The sequence below is a fragment of the Achromobacter sp. RW408 genome (genome assembly GCF_003184165.1).
In the GTDB taxonomy this organism is placed as follows: Bacteria; Pseudomonadota; Gammaproteobacteria; order Burkholderiales; family Burkholderiaceae_B; genus Achromobacter; species Achromobacter xylosoxidans.
Genome location: NZ_QHHO01000049.1, coordinates 1,654,179 through 1,670,887 on the forward strand (window position 1 = coordinate 1,654,179; position 16,709 = coordinate 1,670,887).

The following is a 16,709-nucleotide window of genomic DNA, read 5'->3' on the forward strand; positions in this document are numbered from 1 at the left end:
TCCGGCGAAAGGGCGCCCATGCCTGAACTGCCCCCGAGAGGTTGGATCCCTGTCCGACTTTCGCGGAAAGCGGTTCATGGCAGGGCGCCCTTTTTTGCGGGCATGGCCCGGCACATTGTTACCGTATCGCCGCCAGCTTCACCGCAAATCCCAGCAGGAACACTCCCGCCAGCCGTTCCAGCAGATTGGCCACGCGCGGGTTGGCGCGCATGCGTTGCGCCAGATGGTGCGTCAGCAGCACCGCGACCAACCCATACAGGAAGGTCAGCGCCGCCACCGTGACCGCCATGAAGGCGAAGGTCACCAGGCCCTGGTGCCTGACCGGGTCGATGAACAGCGGGAAGAACGCCATGTAGAACATGATCGCCTTGGGGTTGAGCAAGGTGATCATCGCGGTCTGGCGCAGGTAGTGGCCGTTGTCCATGCGGCTCGGACGCGGCGGGGCGCCGGGTTTGCTGCGCATCATCTGCAGGCCGAGCCAGGCCAGGTATGCGGCGCCCGCCCACTGCACGATATGGAACGCGGTGGGATAGGCCGCCAGCAGGGCCGACACGCCGGCCACCGCGAGCCACATCAACACCTGGTCGCCCAGGATCACGCCGCAGGTGGCGGCCAGTCCGGCCTTGATGCCGCCCTTGCCCGTGGCGGTGAGCAAAGCGAAGTTGCCCGGGCCGGGGATGATCAACAGCATGATGAAGGCGAGCACGAATGCGCCATAGTCGGTGACGCCGAGCATGGAAGGACTCCCGAGAAGATAGCGGTATTGTAGAACCGCTGGCGTCGGCGGAAACCGTCGGAATCAATCCATTCGCTCAAGCCTGGGCGCAGTCGCTTCGCTTGGGCCGGCGCTGCGCGCCGGCCGTCCTGTCGCGGCCGTCCTGTCGCGTTACTCCCGCTTGATGCCGGCCTTGCGGATCACTTCCGCCCAGTTCTGGCGCTCCTGCTCCGCATAGGCGCGGAATTCCTCCGCGGACATCGGCATGGGCTGGACGCCGATGTCGGCCATCTTCTGCGTCATGGCGGGCGTTCTGATCGCGGCCTGCAACTCGGCCGACAGCTTCTTCGTGACCGCCTCGGGCAGGCCTTTCGGGCCGACCACGCCCTGCCAGGAATAGACGGTGTAGTCCTTGACCCCCTGTTCGGCCATGGTCGGAACGTCGGGAAGATCCCTCAGCCGCTGCGGCGTGGCGGTGGCCAGGATGCGCAGCTTGCCTGCCTTGATGTTGGGCAGGGCGCTGGTGAGGTCCACGAACATCAGGTCCACCTGATTGCCCAACAGGTCCTGGATGGCGGGCGCGGCGCCCTTGTAGGGCACGTGCAGGATGTCCGCGCCGGTGCGCTGCTTGAACAGCTCCAGCGCCAGATGGTGCGGCGAACCGGTGCCGGCCGAAGAGGCCGTCAATTTGCCGGGGTGCTTCCTGGCCGCCTGCAGCACATCGTCCAGGGTTTTGTAGGCGGAGCCGGCGTTCACCGCCAGCATCATGGGAAACCTGGCGAGCCCGCCGATGTAGGTGAATTTCGACGGGTCGTAGGTCAGGCTGTTGTAGAGCGCCGGGTTGAAGGCGAGGGTGGCGATGTCGGCCGAGCCGAGCACGTAGCCCGACGGCGCCGATTCGGCGATCGCGGTGGCGCCCACGATGGTGGCGGCGCCGGGGCGATTCTCCACCACCACCGTCTGGCCCAGCGGTTTCTCCAGGCCGCTGACGACCGTGCGGGCCAGCACATCGGTGCCGCCGCCGGCAGGGTAGGGCACGATCCAGCGGATGGGTTGGGTGGGCCAGGACTGGGCCTGGGCCGTGGCGGCCAGCGACAGGGTGGCCAGCGCCAGCAGGCGCTTCGCGTAGGGATGCATGGGAACCTCGTTGTCTCTGTGTGCTTGTCGAACGTGGAAGAACGCTGCTTGTGGCGAGGTGATACGGACCAACTCTTACGGACCAACGCGTTATTTTTAACATGTTAACTATTTGTGGAACAGCCTTGCCACGCGTCGGGCGGGTCAGGGTTTTCGCGCAGGACAGTCCGGTCCAGGGCGCGCCGGACGCCTGTCCGCGACTTGGACCGGGTGCTGGGACTTGTCGCTGGTCGAGAAAATAATATGGAATAAATATTCACAAACTGAAATTTATCTATCAAAATCGAGCTGGTGTGCTGTCCCGTATCCGTGGGTCGGCGCACCCGCGACGCACCGTCGCGCTTCCCGTGCCCGAGGACCGACCCATGCGCACCGCAAGCCGCTTGTTGCAAGATTCGTACCGCCGGACCGACCGCGCGATGTTGCCCCTGCTTTGGCTGCTGTTCATCGTTGGCCTGTGCATGGCGCCGCAGTACGGTCGTTGGGCCGCCGCCCTCATCGTCGGCGGCTTGGCCGCCGGCATTCCTTCGTTGCTGATTCTCTGGTTGCCCGGGCGCCTGGCCACGCGCCTGGCCGTCGCCTGTGGACTGATGGTGCTGGCCGCGCTGCACATCCACCTGATGTCCGGCATGACCGAAATCCACTTCGGCATCTTCGTCCTGCTCTCGCTACTGCTGGCGTATCGCGACTGGCGCACCATCCTGTGTGCGGCGCTGGTGATCGCGGTGCATCACCTGTCCTTCAATTTCCTGCAGCAGTGGGGATACGGGACCATCTGCTTTACCGAGCCGAGCCTGGGCATGGTGCTGTTGCATGCCACCTACGTGGTGGTGCAGGCCGCCGCGCTGGGGTGGCTGGCCTGGAAGATGGAACGGGCCGGCGTCGCCGCCGAAGAACTGGCCCGGCTCAGCGCGCACATCGGGCGCGAAGCCGGCGTGTTCGACCTGCGGTTCGACGGGCAGGGCATGCACAGCGACCTGGGCCGCAGTTTCAAGACCACCATGGACGCGGTGCATCGGACCATGAGCGAGGTGCGGGCGACCGCGACGTCGCTATCCGTCGCCTTGAGCGAGATGATGCAGGGCAATCAGCAGCTCGACGCGCACGCGGGCACGCAGGCCGAATCGCTGGCGCGTACCGCCGCGTCGATGCGCGACCTGGCGGCCAATGTCCATGACAACGCCGCGCGCGCGCAGCAGGCGCGGCAACTGACCGACCAGGCGCGCCAGACCGTCGACGCGGGCAGCGCCGCCGTGGCGGGCGTGGCGACCATGATGGGCGAAATCCAGCAGGAGTCGAAAAAGATCTCGGAAATCATCGGCCTGATCGACAGCATTGCGTTCCAGACCAATATCCTGGCGCTGAACGCGGCGGTGGAGGCGGCGCGCGCCGGTGAGAGCGGGCGCGGCTTCGCGGTGGTGGCCACCGAGGTCCGGGCGCTGGCGCAGCGCAGCGCCAGCGCGGCGCGCGACATTCGCACGTTGATCGAAGGTTCCCTGCACAAGACCAGCGAGGGGTTTCGCCAGGCCGATCACGCGGCTGGGGTGATCCGCGAGGTGGTGTCCAGCATCGACCAGGCGGCGCGCATCGTCGGCCAGATCGGCGAGGCGGGACAAACCCAGAGCGCGGATATCGACGCGGTAAACCTGGCGGTGTCCAACATGGATGAGCTGGTCCGCGAGACCGCGTCCGAGGTGGCCCAGGCCGCTCGCGCCTCGACCGCGCAGCAATCGCAGGCGGCGGCCTTGCTGCGGGCGGTGGAAGTGTTCCGCCTGCAAGCCGACCCATCGGCCGATGCCGTGGCCGCGCCGGGCGCGCGGCCGCCATCCGCCGCGTTGACGCTGGCGGGCGCGTGACCCCAAGTTCCGAAAGGGCGCGGGCCTTGGCGCCGTTTTGATGCGCGGACGCGGCGCGGCCTCCGGTCGTCGCCAGTGCGATGACCGGAGGCCGCGTGGGCCAGGCGCTATTGCGTGATCAACGCAGCAGCGACAGCACCGTCTGCGGCACCTGGTTGGCCTGCGCCAGGACCGACGTGCCGGCCTGTTGCAGGATCTGGGCGCGCGACATGTTCGACACTTCCGTGGCGTAGTCGGCGTCCAGGATGCGCGAGCGGGCGCCGGACAGGTTGTTGATCACGTTGTTCAGGTTGGCGATGGTCGATTCCAGACGGTTCTGCACCGCGCCCAGTTCACCGGTCAACTTGTTCAGCACGTTGAAGGCGGCGTCCAGCGTCTTGAGCGGATCGGCGGTCTTGTCGCCCTTGCTGGTGGTTTCGAACGTCATCTTCCCAGCGCTGTTGATGAACAACTGCTTGCCGAGGCTGTTAGCGTTGGGATCCACGCCGGTGGCGGTGTCCGTGGTGCCAGCCGTCGTGTACGTGTCGCCGCCCGTGATAGCTTGGATCTTGCTTGAGAGCTGGTCGAATTCGAAGCGCTGGACGATCTTGGAAGTTTTCGTCAGTTCCTGATTGGAATCCAGGTACAGGTTTGTACCGCCCGCTTGCACGAGGCCCGTGTTATTTACCGTGATGGTCGCGCTCAGTACGCCCGAGCCCAAGGTGATGGTTGTGTTTTTGCCCGTGGCCATTTTCCCAACGGCGCCGACCAACTCCTCGGTTGTGGCGGTGGCGTTGTGCTGAATGCCGGCAGTACCCGTTGCTGGTACCTTGTACGTAGTGCCGTTGATGCTCAATTGTGCACCTGGGGCGGTGGTCGCCGTGCCCATATAGGTCGTCATGGTGGTCACGGTGGCCTGGTTCCAGGTACCGCCAGCGTCGGTTTCCGACAGGTTGCCCTTGGTGTCCCAGAACAGCACGGCGCCTGCGGCATTGGTGATCTTGCCGTCGGAGGCGATCTGGATGCTGACTTCCTGCGTACTGTTCTTGTACGTGGCGGTGGCCGGCGTGGAGCCGATCTTGCTCGTGATCGCCGTGGCGACGTTGGTGGCCGAGTCGTTCTTGTTGTAGGTGAAATTACCCGCCGCAGCGTCGTACGTGTAGGTGACGTCGTCTGCCGTCGTCGCGCCTTGGACAATAACGGTATTGCCGTTGGTCAGCTTGCTCAGCACGTCGGTGGTCGACGCGCTGGTGTTCTTGGTGGTGACGTCGTATTGGTTGGGCTGGCCGGCCACGCCGGCGACGTTCGGGCCCGTCATGTCGTTGACCTTGGCCACTGCGTTGTCCACGACACCCTTGCCGTTGATGTTGAAACCGTTCAGACCGAGCGTCTTGGCGCTGATTTCCGAAAGGTTCAGGGTGATGGTTTCGCCATCATTGGCGCCGACCTGCAGCGTCAGCGGCGCGGCGTTGGCCGACAGGACCTTCACGCCGTTGAAGTCGGTCTGCTCGGAGATGCGGTCGATGTCCGCCATGCGCTGCTTGATTTCGTCCTGGATGGAGTCGAGCTGTTCTTGCGAGTAGCTGCCGTTGGCGGCTTGCACCGTCAGTTCGCGAACACGTTGCAGGTGGGTGGTGACTTCGGAGGCTGCGCCTTCCGTCGTCTGCGCCAGCGAAATGCCGTCGTTGGCGTTGCGCGAAGCCTGGGTCAGGCCTCGGACGTTCGAGGTGAAGCGATTGGAAATCGCCATGCCCGCGGCATCATCCTTGGCGCTGTTGATGCGCAGGCCCGACGACAGGCGTTCGATGGCGGTGCCCAATGCAGATTGGGACTTGTTCAGGTTGTTCTGCGCAACCAGCGACAGATAGTTGGTGTTGATGACTGCAGCCATGTGTTTGCTCCTAGACAGAGTGGCTCTACTGGCTCGGGCCGCGGAGGCGGCCCGATGGAAACGTGATGAACCGGGGCTCAGCCTGCGGTTCGTCCGTTGCCATGACTACGGCGCTGGGCAATTTGTTCTTTAGAAGTTTGCCGCTGGAAACGGGGCTTTATGATCTTTTATGAGCTTTTGCTCTCTTAATGAATGCGCTTGCGGAACACCCGAAAAAAACGAAGGCCCCGCCCGCCGGTAAGCGGGTGGGGCCTTCGGGTCTTAGCTCTCTTGGGGAAAGTTTTAAGACCTGCGTAGTGTAGAAGCTGTACGGTATCGAAAACTCATCAATACTCAACGCCCGGGGAAACGGCCTAGGCCTGAGCCGCAATGCTGACCGTGATGTCGCGCACGACCAGCAACGAGCCTTCGGCGTAGATGTTGCGGATCTGCATGGGCGTGCCCCGGATCGTGCCGAGCTTCTTGCGCACGCGATAGAGCAGGGCATCGATGCGATGCTTGTCGAAGATGATCTCGGGGTAGCCCAGTATCTGCGACATGCGCTCGTGGCTGATGGGAAACTTCGGGCTCTGGATCAGCGAGGCCAGGACGATGGCTTCCTTGGCGGTCAGGTCGACCTGTTGGCCGTCGCTCGACCGCAGTTCGCGCGATTCCACGTCCAGGGTCCAGGCGCCGTCGCGGGACGGCGCGGCCGACGAGGTGACCAGCCGGCGTTCGAGCGCGCTCAGCGTGACGGCCAGCAAGGGCAGCTGCACCGGCTTGTTCAGGTAGTGGTCGACGCCATCGCTCATGCCCCGCAGCTGCGTGTTGATGCGCGGGCTGGCGGCGAGCACGACGATGCCCATGGCGGGAAAGGTGCGGTGCAGGGCGGCAATGTGCGCCAGCATGTCGCCGTCGGGCAGCGGCGTGCCGGTGACCAGTATTTCCGGCGCCCGCTGGCGGATATGGTCGAGCGCGTCACGCAGGCCGCCGCAGGTATGCACGGCATGGCCCAGGCCGGCAATGTGCCGGGATACGGTGTCGGCCCATTCCGGGGGATCTTCAACGACGAGGATGCGCATGTTTGCACTGGCCGGTTCTGGCCGCGGACGACGAGGGTCGGCGCGGCGCGGGCCCAAGGTTGTGCCTTGAAATCGATACTTCCGGGATTCTAGGGGCGCCGATGCGCGCAAGGCGTGTCCCGGGCCCTACCTTCAGTCTGATATTGATGCGGTCAGTGCGGTGGCGCGTCGCGCGATGCGCGCTGGCGTGCCGTGCCGCCCGCGGCGCTGAGGTTGTAGGCCGTGTTCACCAGGCCGATATGCGAGAAGCCCTGTGGAAAGTTGCCGACCAGGCGTCGGCGCGCCACGTCGTATTCCTCGGACAGCAGACCCAGGTCATTGCGCAGCGACAGCAGCCGGTCGAACAGGCGCTCGGCGTCGTCCAGCCGGCCCAGCATGATGCAGGCGTCCGCGAGCCAGAAGCTGCACGCCAGGAACACGCCTTCGTCGCCCGGCAGGCCATCGTCGCTCAGCGCGGGCGAATAGCGCAGCAGCAGGCCATCGCGCAGCAGCTCGCGCTCGATGGCCCGCACCGTGCCGGCGATGCGCGGATCGTCCGGCGGCAGGAAGCCGACCTGGGGGATCAGCAGCAGGCTGGCGTCGAGCGCCGTGCCGCCGTAGTACTGCACGAAGGTGTTGCGGCCGGCGTCGTAGCCGTGGGTGCAGATGTCCTCGCGGATTTCGTCGGCCAGCGCGCGCCAGCGCTGCACCGGGCCTTCCAGCCCGAAGCGTTCGCTGGATTTGACGCTGCGGTCCAGCGCCACCCAGCACATCAGCCGCGAATGCGTGAACGCGCGCGGCGGTCCGCGCATTTCCCAGATGCCGTGGTCCGGTTCGCGCCAGAGCGCCTCGAGCGGCTGCAGCAGCACCTTCTGCATGCGCCAGGCTTCGGCCAGCGGCGCCAGGTCGGCCACGCGCGCGGCGTGCAGGGTTTCGATCAGTTCGCCGTAGACGTCCAGCTGCATCTGCCCGGCCGCCCCATTGCCCAGGCGCGCGGGGGCGCTGCCTTCGTAGCCGGGCAGCCACGGGATGTCGTGCTCGGGCAGCCAGCGCTGGCCGGCAATGCCGTACATGATCTGCAGCTGGTTGGGGTGGCCGGCGGCGGCGCGCAGCAGCCACTGGCGCCAGGCCTCGGCTTCTTCGCGGTAGCCGGCGTTGAGCAGCGCATACAGGGTCAGGGCGGAGTCGCGCAGCCAGCAATGGCGATAGTCCCAATTGCGGCTGCCGCCCAGTTGCTCCGGCAGCGACGTGGTGGGCGCGGCGACGATGCCGCCGGTGGGCTGGAAGGTCAGCAGCTTCAGCGTGATCAGCGAGCGCACCACCGCGTCGCGGCGCGCGCCGGGGCCGTCGGGCCAGTGGCAGCGCTTGGCCCATTCGTGCCACCAGGCGATGGTGCGGTCCATGCTTTCCATGCGGTCGGGCACGAAATGCGGCGACTTGTGCGAGCGGTGGTAAGACAGGGTGAAAGGCACGGTCTGCCCCTGCCGCACGCTGAAGGCGGCCACGCTTTTCATGTCGCGGCCTTCCAGCGGCACGGCGGTGTGCAATTCCACCGCGTCCGGACCGGCGATGGCGCTCAGCCCGTAATCGCGCCGCCGCACCCACGGCACCGCCTGCCCATAGTTGAAGCGCAGCGTCAGCTCCATCTGCATGTCCACGTGGCCGGATTCACCCTGGACGATGCGCACCACGTCGACCCGTTCTTCGTCGTCGCTGAGCGGCATGAAATCGTAGACACGCACCGCGCCGGTGGCGGTCTCGTGGCGCGTTTCCAGCACGGCCGTGTCGGGCAGGTAGCGGCGCCGGACCTCGCCCGGCCGGCGCGGCGCCAGCAGCCAGCGGCCGTGGCTGTCGTCGCCGAGCAGGGCGGCGAAACACGCGGGGGAATCGAAATGCGGCAGGCACAGCCAGTCGATGGAGCCGTCGCGCGCGACCAGCGCCGCCGACAGCAGGTTGCCGATCACGCCATAGTCCTCGATGGGCTTGGACATGGGTCAGGGCGCGTCCCGCGGCTCGCCGATGCGGCCGTTGACCACCACGCGCGCGCCGGTGGCCGCCAGTTCCAGGGCGATGCCACGGCCGATGCCGGAAGTGGCGCCCGTGACGATGGCCACCTGTCCGGACAGATCCGTTTGCCGCATGTTGCTCTCCTTGCGGCGGGCGCGAGCACGGGCTGTCGCCAAGCCAGGGCACGCGGGCCGCTGTCGATAGCAAAGGGTCAGGTTAGTCCCGAACGGACGGCGGTTCAACCCGCGGCCGCCGGCGCCTGGCGCCGGTTCGCTAGCCGATTTCTGACATTTTTCTGAAATTTTCTTGATTTTTCACCAGGTTGCTCTTCATTTTGTCCGACATATAATGCGCATGAGAAGTATTGTTATTAGCAAATAGGGGCGGTAAATCTTGACCAAGAATATGAAATCGGCCCGGGCGCGTCGCGTTCCCCGGCACGCGCCGCGACTCGCGCTGGCGCTCGCTTTCCCTTTTTCCAGCGCGCTGGCGCAAAGCGCGGCGCCCACCCTGCCGGCCGTGACGGTCACGGCCAATTCCGCGCAGGATCAGGACTTGCCCGCGCCCTACGCCGGCGGCCAGGTGGCGCAGGGCGCCAGGCTGGGCATGATGGGCAACCAGGACGTGATGGACACGCCCTTCAACGTCACCAGCTACACCGCCGAGCTGATCCAGAACCAGCAGGCCCGCACGCTGGCCGACGTCATGGCCAACGATGCGTCGGTGCGCTTCACGACGTCGAGCGGGCACGCGTATGAGAATTTCCGCATCCGCGGGTTCGACGTCAACCAGAACGATGTCGCGATCAACGGCATGTACGGCCTGGCGCCCATGGGCCGCACGCCGCTGGAATTCGTCGAGCGGGTCGAAGTGCTCAAGGGGCCGAATGCGCTGTTCAGCGGCATGGCGCCCAGCGGCGCGGTGGGCGGCACGATCAATCTGGTGCCCAAGCGCGCCGATGATACGCCCAACGCGACGTTCGGGGTGAACTGGCAGGGAGACGGCCAGCTGGGCACCACCATCGATGCCGGCAGGCGCTTCGGCGACGCCAACCAATGGGGGGCCCGCGTCAACGGCGCTTTCAGCGACGGCGCCACCACGCTGGACGGCCAGTCGCGCAAGCGCGAATTCCTGTCGCTGGGCCTGGACTATCGCGGCAGCGCGCTGAGCGCCTCGATCGACGCCTACCACAGCCAGGAGTCGTTCCAGGGCGGCACGCCCGCCATGTTCTGGTTCGGCGGCTCCGTGGTGCCCAAGGCGCCCGATCCCCGCATCAATCAGTTCAGCACCGGCTACGGCAGCATCCAGAGCAACGCCGTGGTCGGCCGCGCCGAATACCGCTTCAACGACAATGTCTCGGTGTTCGGCGGCATCGGCCGGCGCGACAGCCACCAATCGGGCCTGATCAACGGCACGCACGCGCGCCAGATCGACGCCAATGGCAATTTCACCGGCTCCATCATCGGCCAGCGGGCCTACACCGACGCCACCTCGGCCGAGGCGGGCCTGCGGTCGCGCTTCAAGACCGGCGCCGTGGGCCATGAACTGGTGCTGCAGGCCTCCATCCTGGATACCGAGGATGGGTCGGCCACGGGCACGGCCTCGACCTTCCGCTCCAACATCTACGACCCCATCACTCCGGTCATGCCGGGTGTGCCCGACAGCGCGCCCAAGACGGCGGAAAACACCTTGACCAGCCTGGCGCTGGTCGACACGATGTCGTTCCTCGACGACCGGCTGCGGTTGACCGGCGGCCTGCGCAACCAGCGCGTGAAGACGACCAACTTCGACAAGAACGGCAACACCACGTCGCGCTACGACAAGCAAGCCGTGACGCCCGCCGTGGCCTTGGTCGTCAAGCCCTGGGGCCCGGATCTGTCCTTCTATGCGAACTACGTGCAGGGCCTGAGCAAGGGCGACAGCGTCACCGACACCACCGCCACCAACTTCGGCCAGGTCTTCGCGCCCTACAAGACCGAGCAGAAAGAGGTGGGCGTGAAGTGGAACGCCGGCACGTTCACCAATACGCTGGCACTGTTCCAGATCGACAAGCCCATGCTGGTCACCGAAGGCACCACGGCCAGGCCGACCTACGCCGATGGCGGCGAAAAGCGCGTGCGCGGGGTCGAATGGAACACTTTCGGCGAACTGGCGCGCGGCGTGCGCGTGCTGGGCGGGGTGACCTATTCCCAGGGCAAGCAGACCAAGACCTCGTTCGGCCGCTATGACGGCAACACCGCGGTCGGCGCGCCGCGCTGGCAGGCCAATACCGGACTGGAATGGGATACCCCGTGGATTGCCGGCCTGACCCTCAGCGCGCGCGTGCAGGCGACCTCGAGCCAGTACGCCGATGCCGCCAACAAGCTGAAGATCCCGGGTTGGGGCCAGCTCGACCTAGGCGCCCGCTACGCCATGCTGGTCAATGGCAAGGACGTGGTGCTGCGTCTGAACGTCAACAACGTGTTCGACAAGCACTATTACGCCGGCAGTTTCAGCGACACCACGCCGATCGCCACGCTGGGTCCGGCGCGCACCGTCACCGCATCCGCCAGCATCAGCTTCTGACCATGGCGCGCCGCTCCCGCCGCGGGCCATGGGCCGGGCAGGGCGCGGCGCCCCACCGCATGCGCCGCATGCAAGGACGACTATGCAATCCCTGATTCTTCCCAGCCTGATCGCCTTGTTCCTGGGCTGCCTTGGCATCTATCTCGGGTCGCCCAATCAGCGCTGGCGCCGCGCGCCCTGGCCCCCGCTGGCGGCCCGCGCCGCCGGGAGCGTGGGCTTGGCGCTGGGCGCCTGGGGCTGTCTGCGCGCGTTCTCGATCGTCGCGGCGGTGTTCGTGTTCTGTACCGCCTTGATGCTGTTCTTCAGCCTCATCCCGTACCTTGGCGCGCTGGCGGCCTCGCGCCGGAGCGATTGGCATGACGCCCGCTAAGCCCGCGCCGATCCGGCGCGACTGGATTTCCAAGACCCTGGCGGGTGCGCTGCTCGGCTTCGTTCTGGCGCTCGGCGCCAGCGCGGCGCTGGCGGCGATGACGCGCGGGATTCCCCTTGTGACGCGCTCGCAGCTCGCCATGTGGCTGGTGCCGCCCGTCTGGCTGGGCGTGCTGAGCACGGTCTATTTCTTCCGCAGCGGCCCGCGGGCCTGGGCCTGGCTGGGGGGCGCGTGCGCCGTGCTGTATGGCGCGTTGTTCCTGGCCGGCGCGCTCTGAGGGCGGGCACCATCATGAAAGCCGACTACATACGCATCTACAAATCCGTCCACACCTGGACCGGCATCCTGGCGGGCATGGCGCTCTTCATTGCCTTCTATGCCGGCGCATTGACGGTATTCAAGGAGCCGCTGTCGCGCTGGGCCACGCCGCCCTCGGCGGTGCCGCGCGCGCCGGTGGAAGACGCGCAGGATCTCATCGCCAGGACGCTGGCGGCGCGCCCGGACGTGGCCAGGGGATTCACCGTGCACCTGCGCGACGGCGAGCACGTGCCGGCGCGCCTGGGCTGGGAGGTGCGCGATCCGGGCGCCGACGACCATGACGAATCGTCGCTGCGCCACTACATCGCCTTCCTGGACGCGGACGGGAAATTGCAGGTGCAGCAGTCCGCGCCCAGCGGGCTGGCCGCATTCATCGACGTGCTGCATCGCGTGGTCGGGCTGCCGCTCGACAGCGATCCCAATCGCTGGTTCATGGGAATCATCGCCTCGCTGTACGCGGTGGCGCTGGTTTCCGGCGTCATTGTGCTGCTGCCGTCGCTGGTCAAGGATTTCTTTGCCCTGCGCACCGGCAGGAACCTCAAGCGCATGTGGCTCGATGCGCACAATGTGGTGGGCATTGTCTCGTTGCCGTTCCACCTGGTCATGGCGCTCAGTTCGGTGGTGTTCGCGTTCCACGATGGCATCTACGACCTGCAGGACAAGTTCATGTACGAGGGCAAGCTGGAGGCGGTGTTCCAGCGGCCTGGCGCCGGCGCGCCGGACCCGGCCATCCGGCGCGACCCGGCGGCCATGCTGGCGCCGCAGGCGCTGGCGGCCCGGGCGCGCGAGCTGGCGCCGGGCTTCGAGCCGGACACGCTGCAGTACCAGCAGGTCACCGGTCCGCGCGCCATCGTGCGGGTGTGGGGCAAGGACGACAGGGCGGTGTCGCCGCGCGCGCGCGGCGGCTTCGTGGCGCTCGACCCCTACACCGGCAAGGTGCTGAACAGCGACTACCTGCCGGGCGGGCAGAGCACCGCCAATCTCTGGGTCAGCAGCTTCTTCGCGCTGCACATGGCGTCCTTCGGTGGCGTGACGGTGCAGTGGCTGTACTTCTTCCTGGGCCTGGCGGGCGCGTGGCTGTTCTACAGCGGCAACCTGCTGTGGATCGAAACGCGTCGCAAGCGCGCCGACCGCAGGACCGGCGCGCTTGCGCGACAGCGGCTGGATACGCGGCTGATGGCCTCGGCCACCGTGGGCGTATGTCTGGGCAGCCTGTGCGGCATTTCGTTGATGATCGTCGCCGCCAAAGGATTGAACGGCCGCGTCGACGATCTCGACGCCTGGCTGCGGGGCGTGTACTACGCGGCGTTCTTCGCCAGCGTGGCCTGGGCCTTTGCGCGCGGCGGCGCCAGGGCGGGCGTGCAACTGCTGTGGACCGCCGCGGCGCTGACGCTGGCGATTCCCGCCACCTCGCTGGCGGGCTGGCTGCTGCCCGCCAGCGGACTATGGGCGCACACCACGCCGCCGGCGTTGGCCGTGGACGCCACGGCGCTGGCGCTTGCGCTGGGCCTGGCCTGGATGGCGAAAGCCAGCGCGCGGCGTATCCGCCATGGCGAGCGCGACAGCGTGTGGGCGCCGCGGCCGCCGGCGTCGGAGCGCGGCGATCGGGCCCTGGCGCAGCCCGTGGCGCCGGCCCGCGCCGTCACGCCCGGCGACTGCGCATCCCCGCCACGATCTTCAGGTCCGCGCGCGCAATGAGTTCGCGATATGTCTCGCTGTCGACGCCATGGATGGCCACTTTCGACTCGGCGTCGTGATGGATGCCCCAGCCGAATTGCTTGACCAGGGGCGAGGCGCGCAGGCAGGCCTGTGGCCTGGCGAAAAACGCTTCGCGTGCCGGCTTGCGGTCCCGGGGCGCGATGCCGTTGCGAATGGCGTATACCTCGAACAGCAGATCATCGCTGGTGTAGTGGTACGGGTGCCGCGTCAGCAAGGCGTGCTGGAGCTGGGCGATGGAGTTGGCCTTGGCCGGCATCATGCCGGCCGTGGCGGTGCTGTCGGGGGACGCCGTGATGAAGGTCGCCGTGTAGTTCGTTGTCATGGTGGTCCTGGTTTCCCCCGGGGCTGAGGGGCCAGGCCAGCCGCGCCATTGCCGGTCCGGCCCCGTTCCGCCAAGTTTCGCACTTTTCGGGCTTGTCGGTGCGGCGATGGCCTGCGCTTCGCGACGCATGAGGCCCGCGGGCCGTCACTGGAAGCGGTACCGCAGCCCCGCCGCGAACACGTTGTTGGTCAGCCCTCCGGGGCCGAACTGCGCGTCGTAGCTGGCGTACCACGAGACGTCGTCCGCCAGCTGCGAGCTGGCGCCCAGGCCCAGCCAGCCGGTATGGCGCGGCAGGCCGATGCCCTGGACCTCGAAGCTCGCGTCCGGAGCGCCGGCGAAGGCGGCCGTGAAGTCCAGGCGCGTCGGGTTGCCGTAGCGATACGCGCCATAGGCGCTAAGGGTGGTGCTGCCCCCGGCCCAGTCGAGCGGCGAGGACTGCAATCGCAGGCCCAACTGGCCGGCCCCCTGGTCGTAGGATTTCTTTCGAGCCTGCAGGGCGAAGGCGCTGCCATCTTCGTCGATCGCGCCGCGCGCCAGATGGTCGTAGGACACGCCGACGAAAGGCGTCACGCGGCCGCCGTCGAACGCGAAGGCGTGGCCGATCTCGGCGTAAAGGGCGGTGACGCGGTCGTTGCGGCCGCTGGCGACGCGTTCGGCGCCGCCGGCCAGGATGTCGCGCTTGACGTCCGCATGGCGCCATTCGTGGCCGGCGCGCGCCGATACGTACGGGCCGATCTCGGCCCCGTAGCGGCCATACAGCGACAGCCCGGTTCCCTGGCTCCTGGACTGGCCGCCATAATGGTCGAAATCGGCCTTGGCGTCGGACCACGTCAGGGAAAGACCGAGAATGCCGTCGTCCGTGACGCGATGGTCAACGCCCAGCTGGCCGCCATACAGGCGCGTATCGGCGCCGGCGAAACCGGACTGCTTCAACTTGCCGGCGCCGCCCATCATCTGCATCCATACGCCGCTGCGCGCGCCCGCGAGCGCCAGCTGGTCGATGCGGTTCGACAGCGCGCGGTTCACGGCCTGTGACTGCTGGAAGCCGAGCGCCTGCGACGAGGCATGGATCTGCCCGCTGACGCTGTCGAGCGCCGCCGCCAGTTGCGCGGCGCTGTCGACGCTCTGCAGCCGCGCCGCGCGCTGGATGAAGGCGTCGCTGACGTTGCTGTCCGCGCCCAGGACCTTGGCGTCGGCCGCCTCGAAGGCGGTCTCGATCGCCTGCGCGGCGCCCAGCCTGCCGGCCTGGCCGCCGTACAAGTCATGCGCCACGGTAGCGACGTTGCTGCGCGCCACGTCCAGGTCGATCTGGTCGGCGGTCGAGTAGTCGGGGCTGACCGTGTACAGCAGGCTCGGTCCGGCGCTGACCGTGCCGAAGCGGCCGACCACCGCGAAGGCCTTGAGAACCGTCTCGCGCGACTTGACCACATAGGCGTCGTCGGGCTTGGTGACCTCCAGCGCGGAATTGCCCGGCGAGGCCAGGCCATCGACCGTCAGGGTCGTGCCAAGCTGGGTCGTCAGCCTGGCCTCGGGGCGGAACGCGAAGTAGCTGCCCTGGATGTGCAGGCCGTTGCCCTTGGCCACCAGCGTGCCGCGGTTGTGCACCGAGCGTCCCGCCACGCCGCCGTCGGCGCTCAGGACGCCATCGGCCTGGATCGAGATGTCCCCGGCCACGCTGCCGTACAGTTCGACCGTGCCGCGGGTGATGGTCGTGGTGCCGGTATAGCGGTTCTGGCCCCACAGGACCAGGGCGCCGGTGCCTGCCTTGGTCAGGCCGGCGTCGCCGCCGATGTCGTTGAAGAACTCCGAGCGCATGCCGTCGAAGTCCGCCACGAAATCCCCGCCCAGTGTCAGGCGCGTGTCGAACAGGGCGGGGCCGCGCACCGCGCGCGCCATGTTCAACCGGCCCCAGCCGAAGCGGGTACGGTCGCCCAGGTCGTCGGCGGTCGACAGCAGGGTCTGGCGCAATGCGCTGTTGTCCATCCAGGGATAGGCTTGCGATACCAGCGCCGCCGTGGCGGCGACCACGGGCGCGGCGAACGAGGTGCCCGTCAATTTGTCGTCGTCCGGCGACCGCGCGCTGATGCACCAGTTCGCGGCGATACCGCAGGCGTTGGACCAGGGCGCGAGATCGCCGTCGGCCAGCACTTGCGTGACCGTCAGCCAGCCGCGTTCCAGCGTCGGCACGACACGAGGCGCGGCGGCCAGCAGATAGGGATTGGGTTGCGCTTCGTTGCCGTTGGCCCAGACCAGCAACTGGCCATTGCTGTTCACGGCTTCGTCGAGCGCAGGGAAGAAGGCCTTGACCGTCGGCGAATCGGGCTTGGCTTCGTCGCCGTCGGGCAGGGCGTACTCGGGGCCGGGAACGAAGGACCAGGAATTGTTGACGATCTTGACCCCGCGCGCGTTCAGGGCTGACAGCACGTCGCGCAGGCTCAGGTTCGAGAAGGTGGCCCGCTGGTTTGCCTGGTACAGGTTGACGCCCGTGGCCACGCCCTTGCCGAAGTCGTCGCCGGCCACGACCTTGCCGCCAATGATGCGGCTGACGATGGCGCCATGGGTGGCGATCTTGCCGTCCTTGTCGACGGGCTCGGCGGCATCGGCGGCGAGGACCTCGCGCAGCGCGCCCGCAACCGAGAGCTTGTGGTGGTCCGTGGCCGGATCGGCGTCGAAGCCGTTGTCGATCACGCCGACGTTGACGCCTGTGCCTTCGAAGGCCGCCGCGTCGGGCGGGGCGGGCATGGGCGAAGTCGGCCGCCAGCCGGGGATGCCGGTGTCGCTGATGGGGAC

13 protein-coding genes are annotated in these 16,709 nt (G+C 67.3%); 5 read left to right on the top strand and 8 right to left on the bottom strand.

Annotated features, from left to right (window positions below; translation table 11 throughout):
- Positions 1-118: 118 nt before the first annotated feature.
- Together DK459_RS27050 and DK459_RS27055 are read right to left on the bottom strand one after the other, a co-directional pair.
- Entirely contained in the window at positions 119-736 is a 618-nt protein-coding gene (locus DK459_RS27050) for a LysE family transporter (RefSeq protein ID WP_020928962.1), read from the bottom strand.
- Positions 737-886: 150 nt separating this feature from the next.
- Positions 887-1,852: a tripartite tricarboxylate transporter substrate binding protein gene (locus tag DK459_RS27055; RefSeq protein ID WP_024069917.1), complete on the bottom strand. Its 966-nt coding sequence runs from the start codon at positions 1,850-1,852 to the stop codon at positions 887-889.
- 365 nt (positions 1,853-2,217) lie between these two features.
- On the opposite strand from DK459_RS27055, the gene DK459_RS27060 reads away from it, so the two are divergent.
- Positions 2,218-3,708 carry a methyl-accepting chemotaxis protein gene (locus tag DK459_RS27060; RefSeq protein ID WP_054444305.1) on the top strand — a complete coding sequence of 497 codons (1,491 nt, stop codon included), beginning with the start codon at positions 2,218-2,220 and terminating at the stop codon, positions 3,706-3,708.
- 118 nt (positions 3,709-3,826) lie between these two features.
- Here DK459_RS27060 and DK459_RS27065 read toward each other — a convergent pair whose 3' ends face one another.
- The 4 genes from DK459_RS27065 to DK459_RS27080 form a co-directional block, all read right to left on the bottom strand.
- A complete protein-coding gene (locus DK459_RS27065; protein ID WP_024069915.1) occupies positions 3,827-5,578 on the bottom strand; it encodes a flagellin in 1,752 nt (583 codons plus the stop codon).
- 353 nt (positions 5,579-5,931) lie between these two features.
- On the bottom strand, positions 5,932-6,639 hold the full coding sequence (locus DK459_RS27070; protein ID WP_006387667.1) for a response regulator transcription factor: 708 nt from the start codon (positions 6,637-6,639) through the stop codon (positions 5,932-5,934).
- Positions 6,640-6,791: 152 nt separating this feature from the next.
- The gene (locus tag DK459_RS27075; RefSeq protein ID WP_020928958.1) at positions 6,792-8,609 is read right to left on the bottom strand and encodes a glycoside hydrolase family 15 protein; all 1,818 of its coding nucleotides are present in this window, start codon (positions 8,607-8,609) and stop codon (positions 6,792-6,794) included.
- A gap of 3 nt (positions 8,610-8,612) precedes the next feature.
- Positions 8,613-8,759: an SDR family NAD(P)-dependent oxidoreductase gene (locus DK459_RS27080; RefSeq protein WP_020928957.1), complete on the bottom strand. Its 147-nt coding sequence runs from the start codon at positions 8,757-8,759 to the stop codon at positions 8,613-8,615.
- A gap of 259 nt (positions 8,760-9,018) precedes the next feature.
- Here DK459_RS27080 and DK459_RS27085 point away from each other — a divergent pair, with 259 nt between their 5' ends.
- The 4 genes from DK459_RS27085 (at position 9,019) to DK459_RS27100 (ending at position 13,576) form a co-directional block, all read left to right on the top strand.
- Positions 9,019-11,190 carry a TonB-dependent siderophore receptor gene (locus DK459_RS27085; protein ID WP_020928955.1) on the top strand — a complete coding sequence of 724 codons (2,172 nt, stop codon included), beginning with the start codon at positions 9,019-9,021 and terminating at the stop codon, positions 11,188-11,190.
- An 82-nt stretch (positions 11,191-11,272) separates the two neighbouring features.
- Positions 11,273-11,560: a hypothetical protein gene (locus DK459_RS27090; protein ID WP_054499753.1), complete on the top strand. Its 288-nt coding sequence runs from the start codon at positions 11,273-11,275 to the stop codon at positions 11,558-11,560.
- On the top strand, positions 11,547-11,837 hold the full coding sequence (locus tag DK459_RS27095; RefSeq protein ID WP_006387672.1) for a hypothetical protein: 291 nt from the start codon (positions 11,547-11,549) through the stop codon (positions 11,835-11,837). Before DK459_RS27090 ends, DK459_RS27095 begins: the two co-directional genes overlap by 14 nt.
- A 14-nt stretch (positions 11,838-11,851) precedes the next feature.
- Positions 11,852-13,576 (top strand): PepSY domain-containing protein, encoded by a 1,725-nt coding sequence (locus tag DK459_RS27100; protein WP_110135179.1) that lies wholly within the window; start codon positions 11,852-11,854, stop codon positions 13,574-13,576.
- On the opposite strand, the gene DK459_RS27105 is transcribed toward DK459_RS27100, so the two are convergent.
- Positions 13,521-13,919 (bottom strand): DUF6157 family protein, encoded by a 399-nt coding sequence (locus tag DK459_RS27105; protein ID WP_054444303.1) that lies wholly within the window; start codon positions 13,917-13,919, stop codon positions 13,521-13,523. The genes DK459_RS27100 and DK459_RS27105 overlap by 56 nt on opposite strands.
- 144 nt (positions 13,920-14,063) lie before the next feature.
- On the bottom strand, positions 14,064-16,709 hold a 2,646-nt coding region (locus DK459_RS27110; RefSeq protein WP_158288287.1), incomplete at its 5' end, for an autotransporter domain-containing protein.

Excerpts from the sequence above, each read along its gene's own strand:
- DK459_RS27050 (WP_020928962.1), bottom strand. The coding sequence starts at position 736 with ATGCTCGGCGTCACCGACTATGGCGCATTCGTGCTCGCCTTCATCATG.
- DK459_RS27055 (WP_024069917.1), bottom strand. The coding sequence starts at position 1,852 with ATGCATCCCTACGCGAAGCGCCTGCTGGCGCTGGCCACCCTGTCGCTG.
- DK459_RS27060 (WP_054444305.1), top strand. The coding sequence starts at position 2,218 with ATGCGCACCGCAAGCCGCTTGTTGCAAGATTCGTACCGCCGGACCGAC.
- DK459_RS27065 (WP_024069915.1), bottom strand. The coding sequence starts at position 5,578 with ATGGCTGCAGTCATCAACACCAACTATCTGTCGCTGGTTGCGCAGAAC.
- DK459_RS27070 (WP_006387667.1), bottom strand. The coding sequence starts at position 6,639 with ATGCGCATCCTCGTCGTTGAAGATCCCCCGGAATGGGCCGACACCGTA.
- DK459_RS27075 (WP_020928958.1), bottom strand. The coding sequence starts at position 8,609 with ATGTCCAAGCCCATCGAGGACTATGGCGTGATCGGCAACCTGCTGTCG.
- DK459_RS27080 (WP_020928957.1), bottom strand. The coding sequence starts at position 8,759 with ATGCGGCAAACGGATCTGTCCGGACAGGTGGCCATCGTCACGGGCGCC.
- DK459_RS27090 (WP_054499753.1), top strand. The coding sequence starts at position 11,273 with ATGCAATCCCTGATTCTTCCCAGCCTGATCGCCTTGTTCCTGGGCTGC.
- DK459_RS27095 (WP_006387672.1), top strand. The coding sequence starts at position 11,547 with ATGACGCCCGCTAAGCCCGCGCCGATCCGGCGCGACTGGATTTCCAAG.
- DK459_RS27100 (WP_110135179.1), top strand. The coding sequence starts at position 11,852 with ATGAAAGCCGACTACATACGCATCTACAAATCCGTCCACACCTGGACC.
- DK459_RS27105 (WP_054444303.1), bottom strand. The coding sequence starts at position 13,919 with ATGACAACGAACTACACGGCGACCTTCATCACGGCGTCCCCCGACAGC.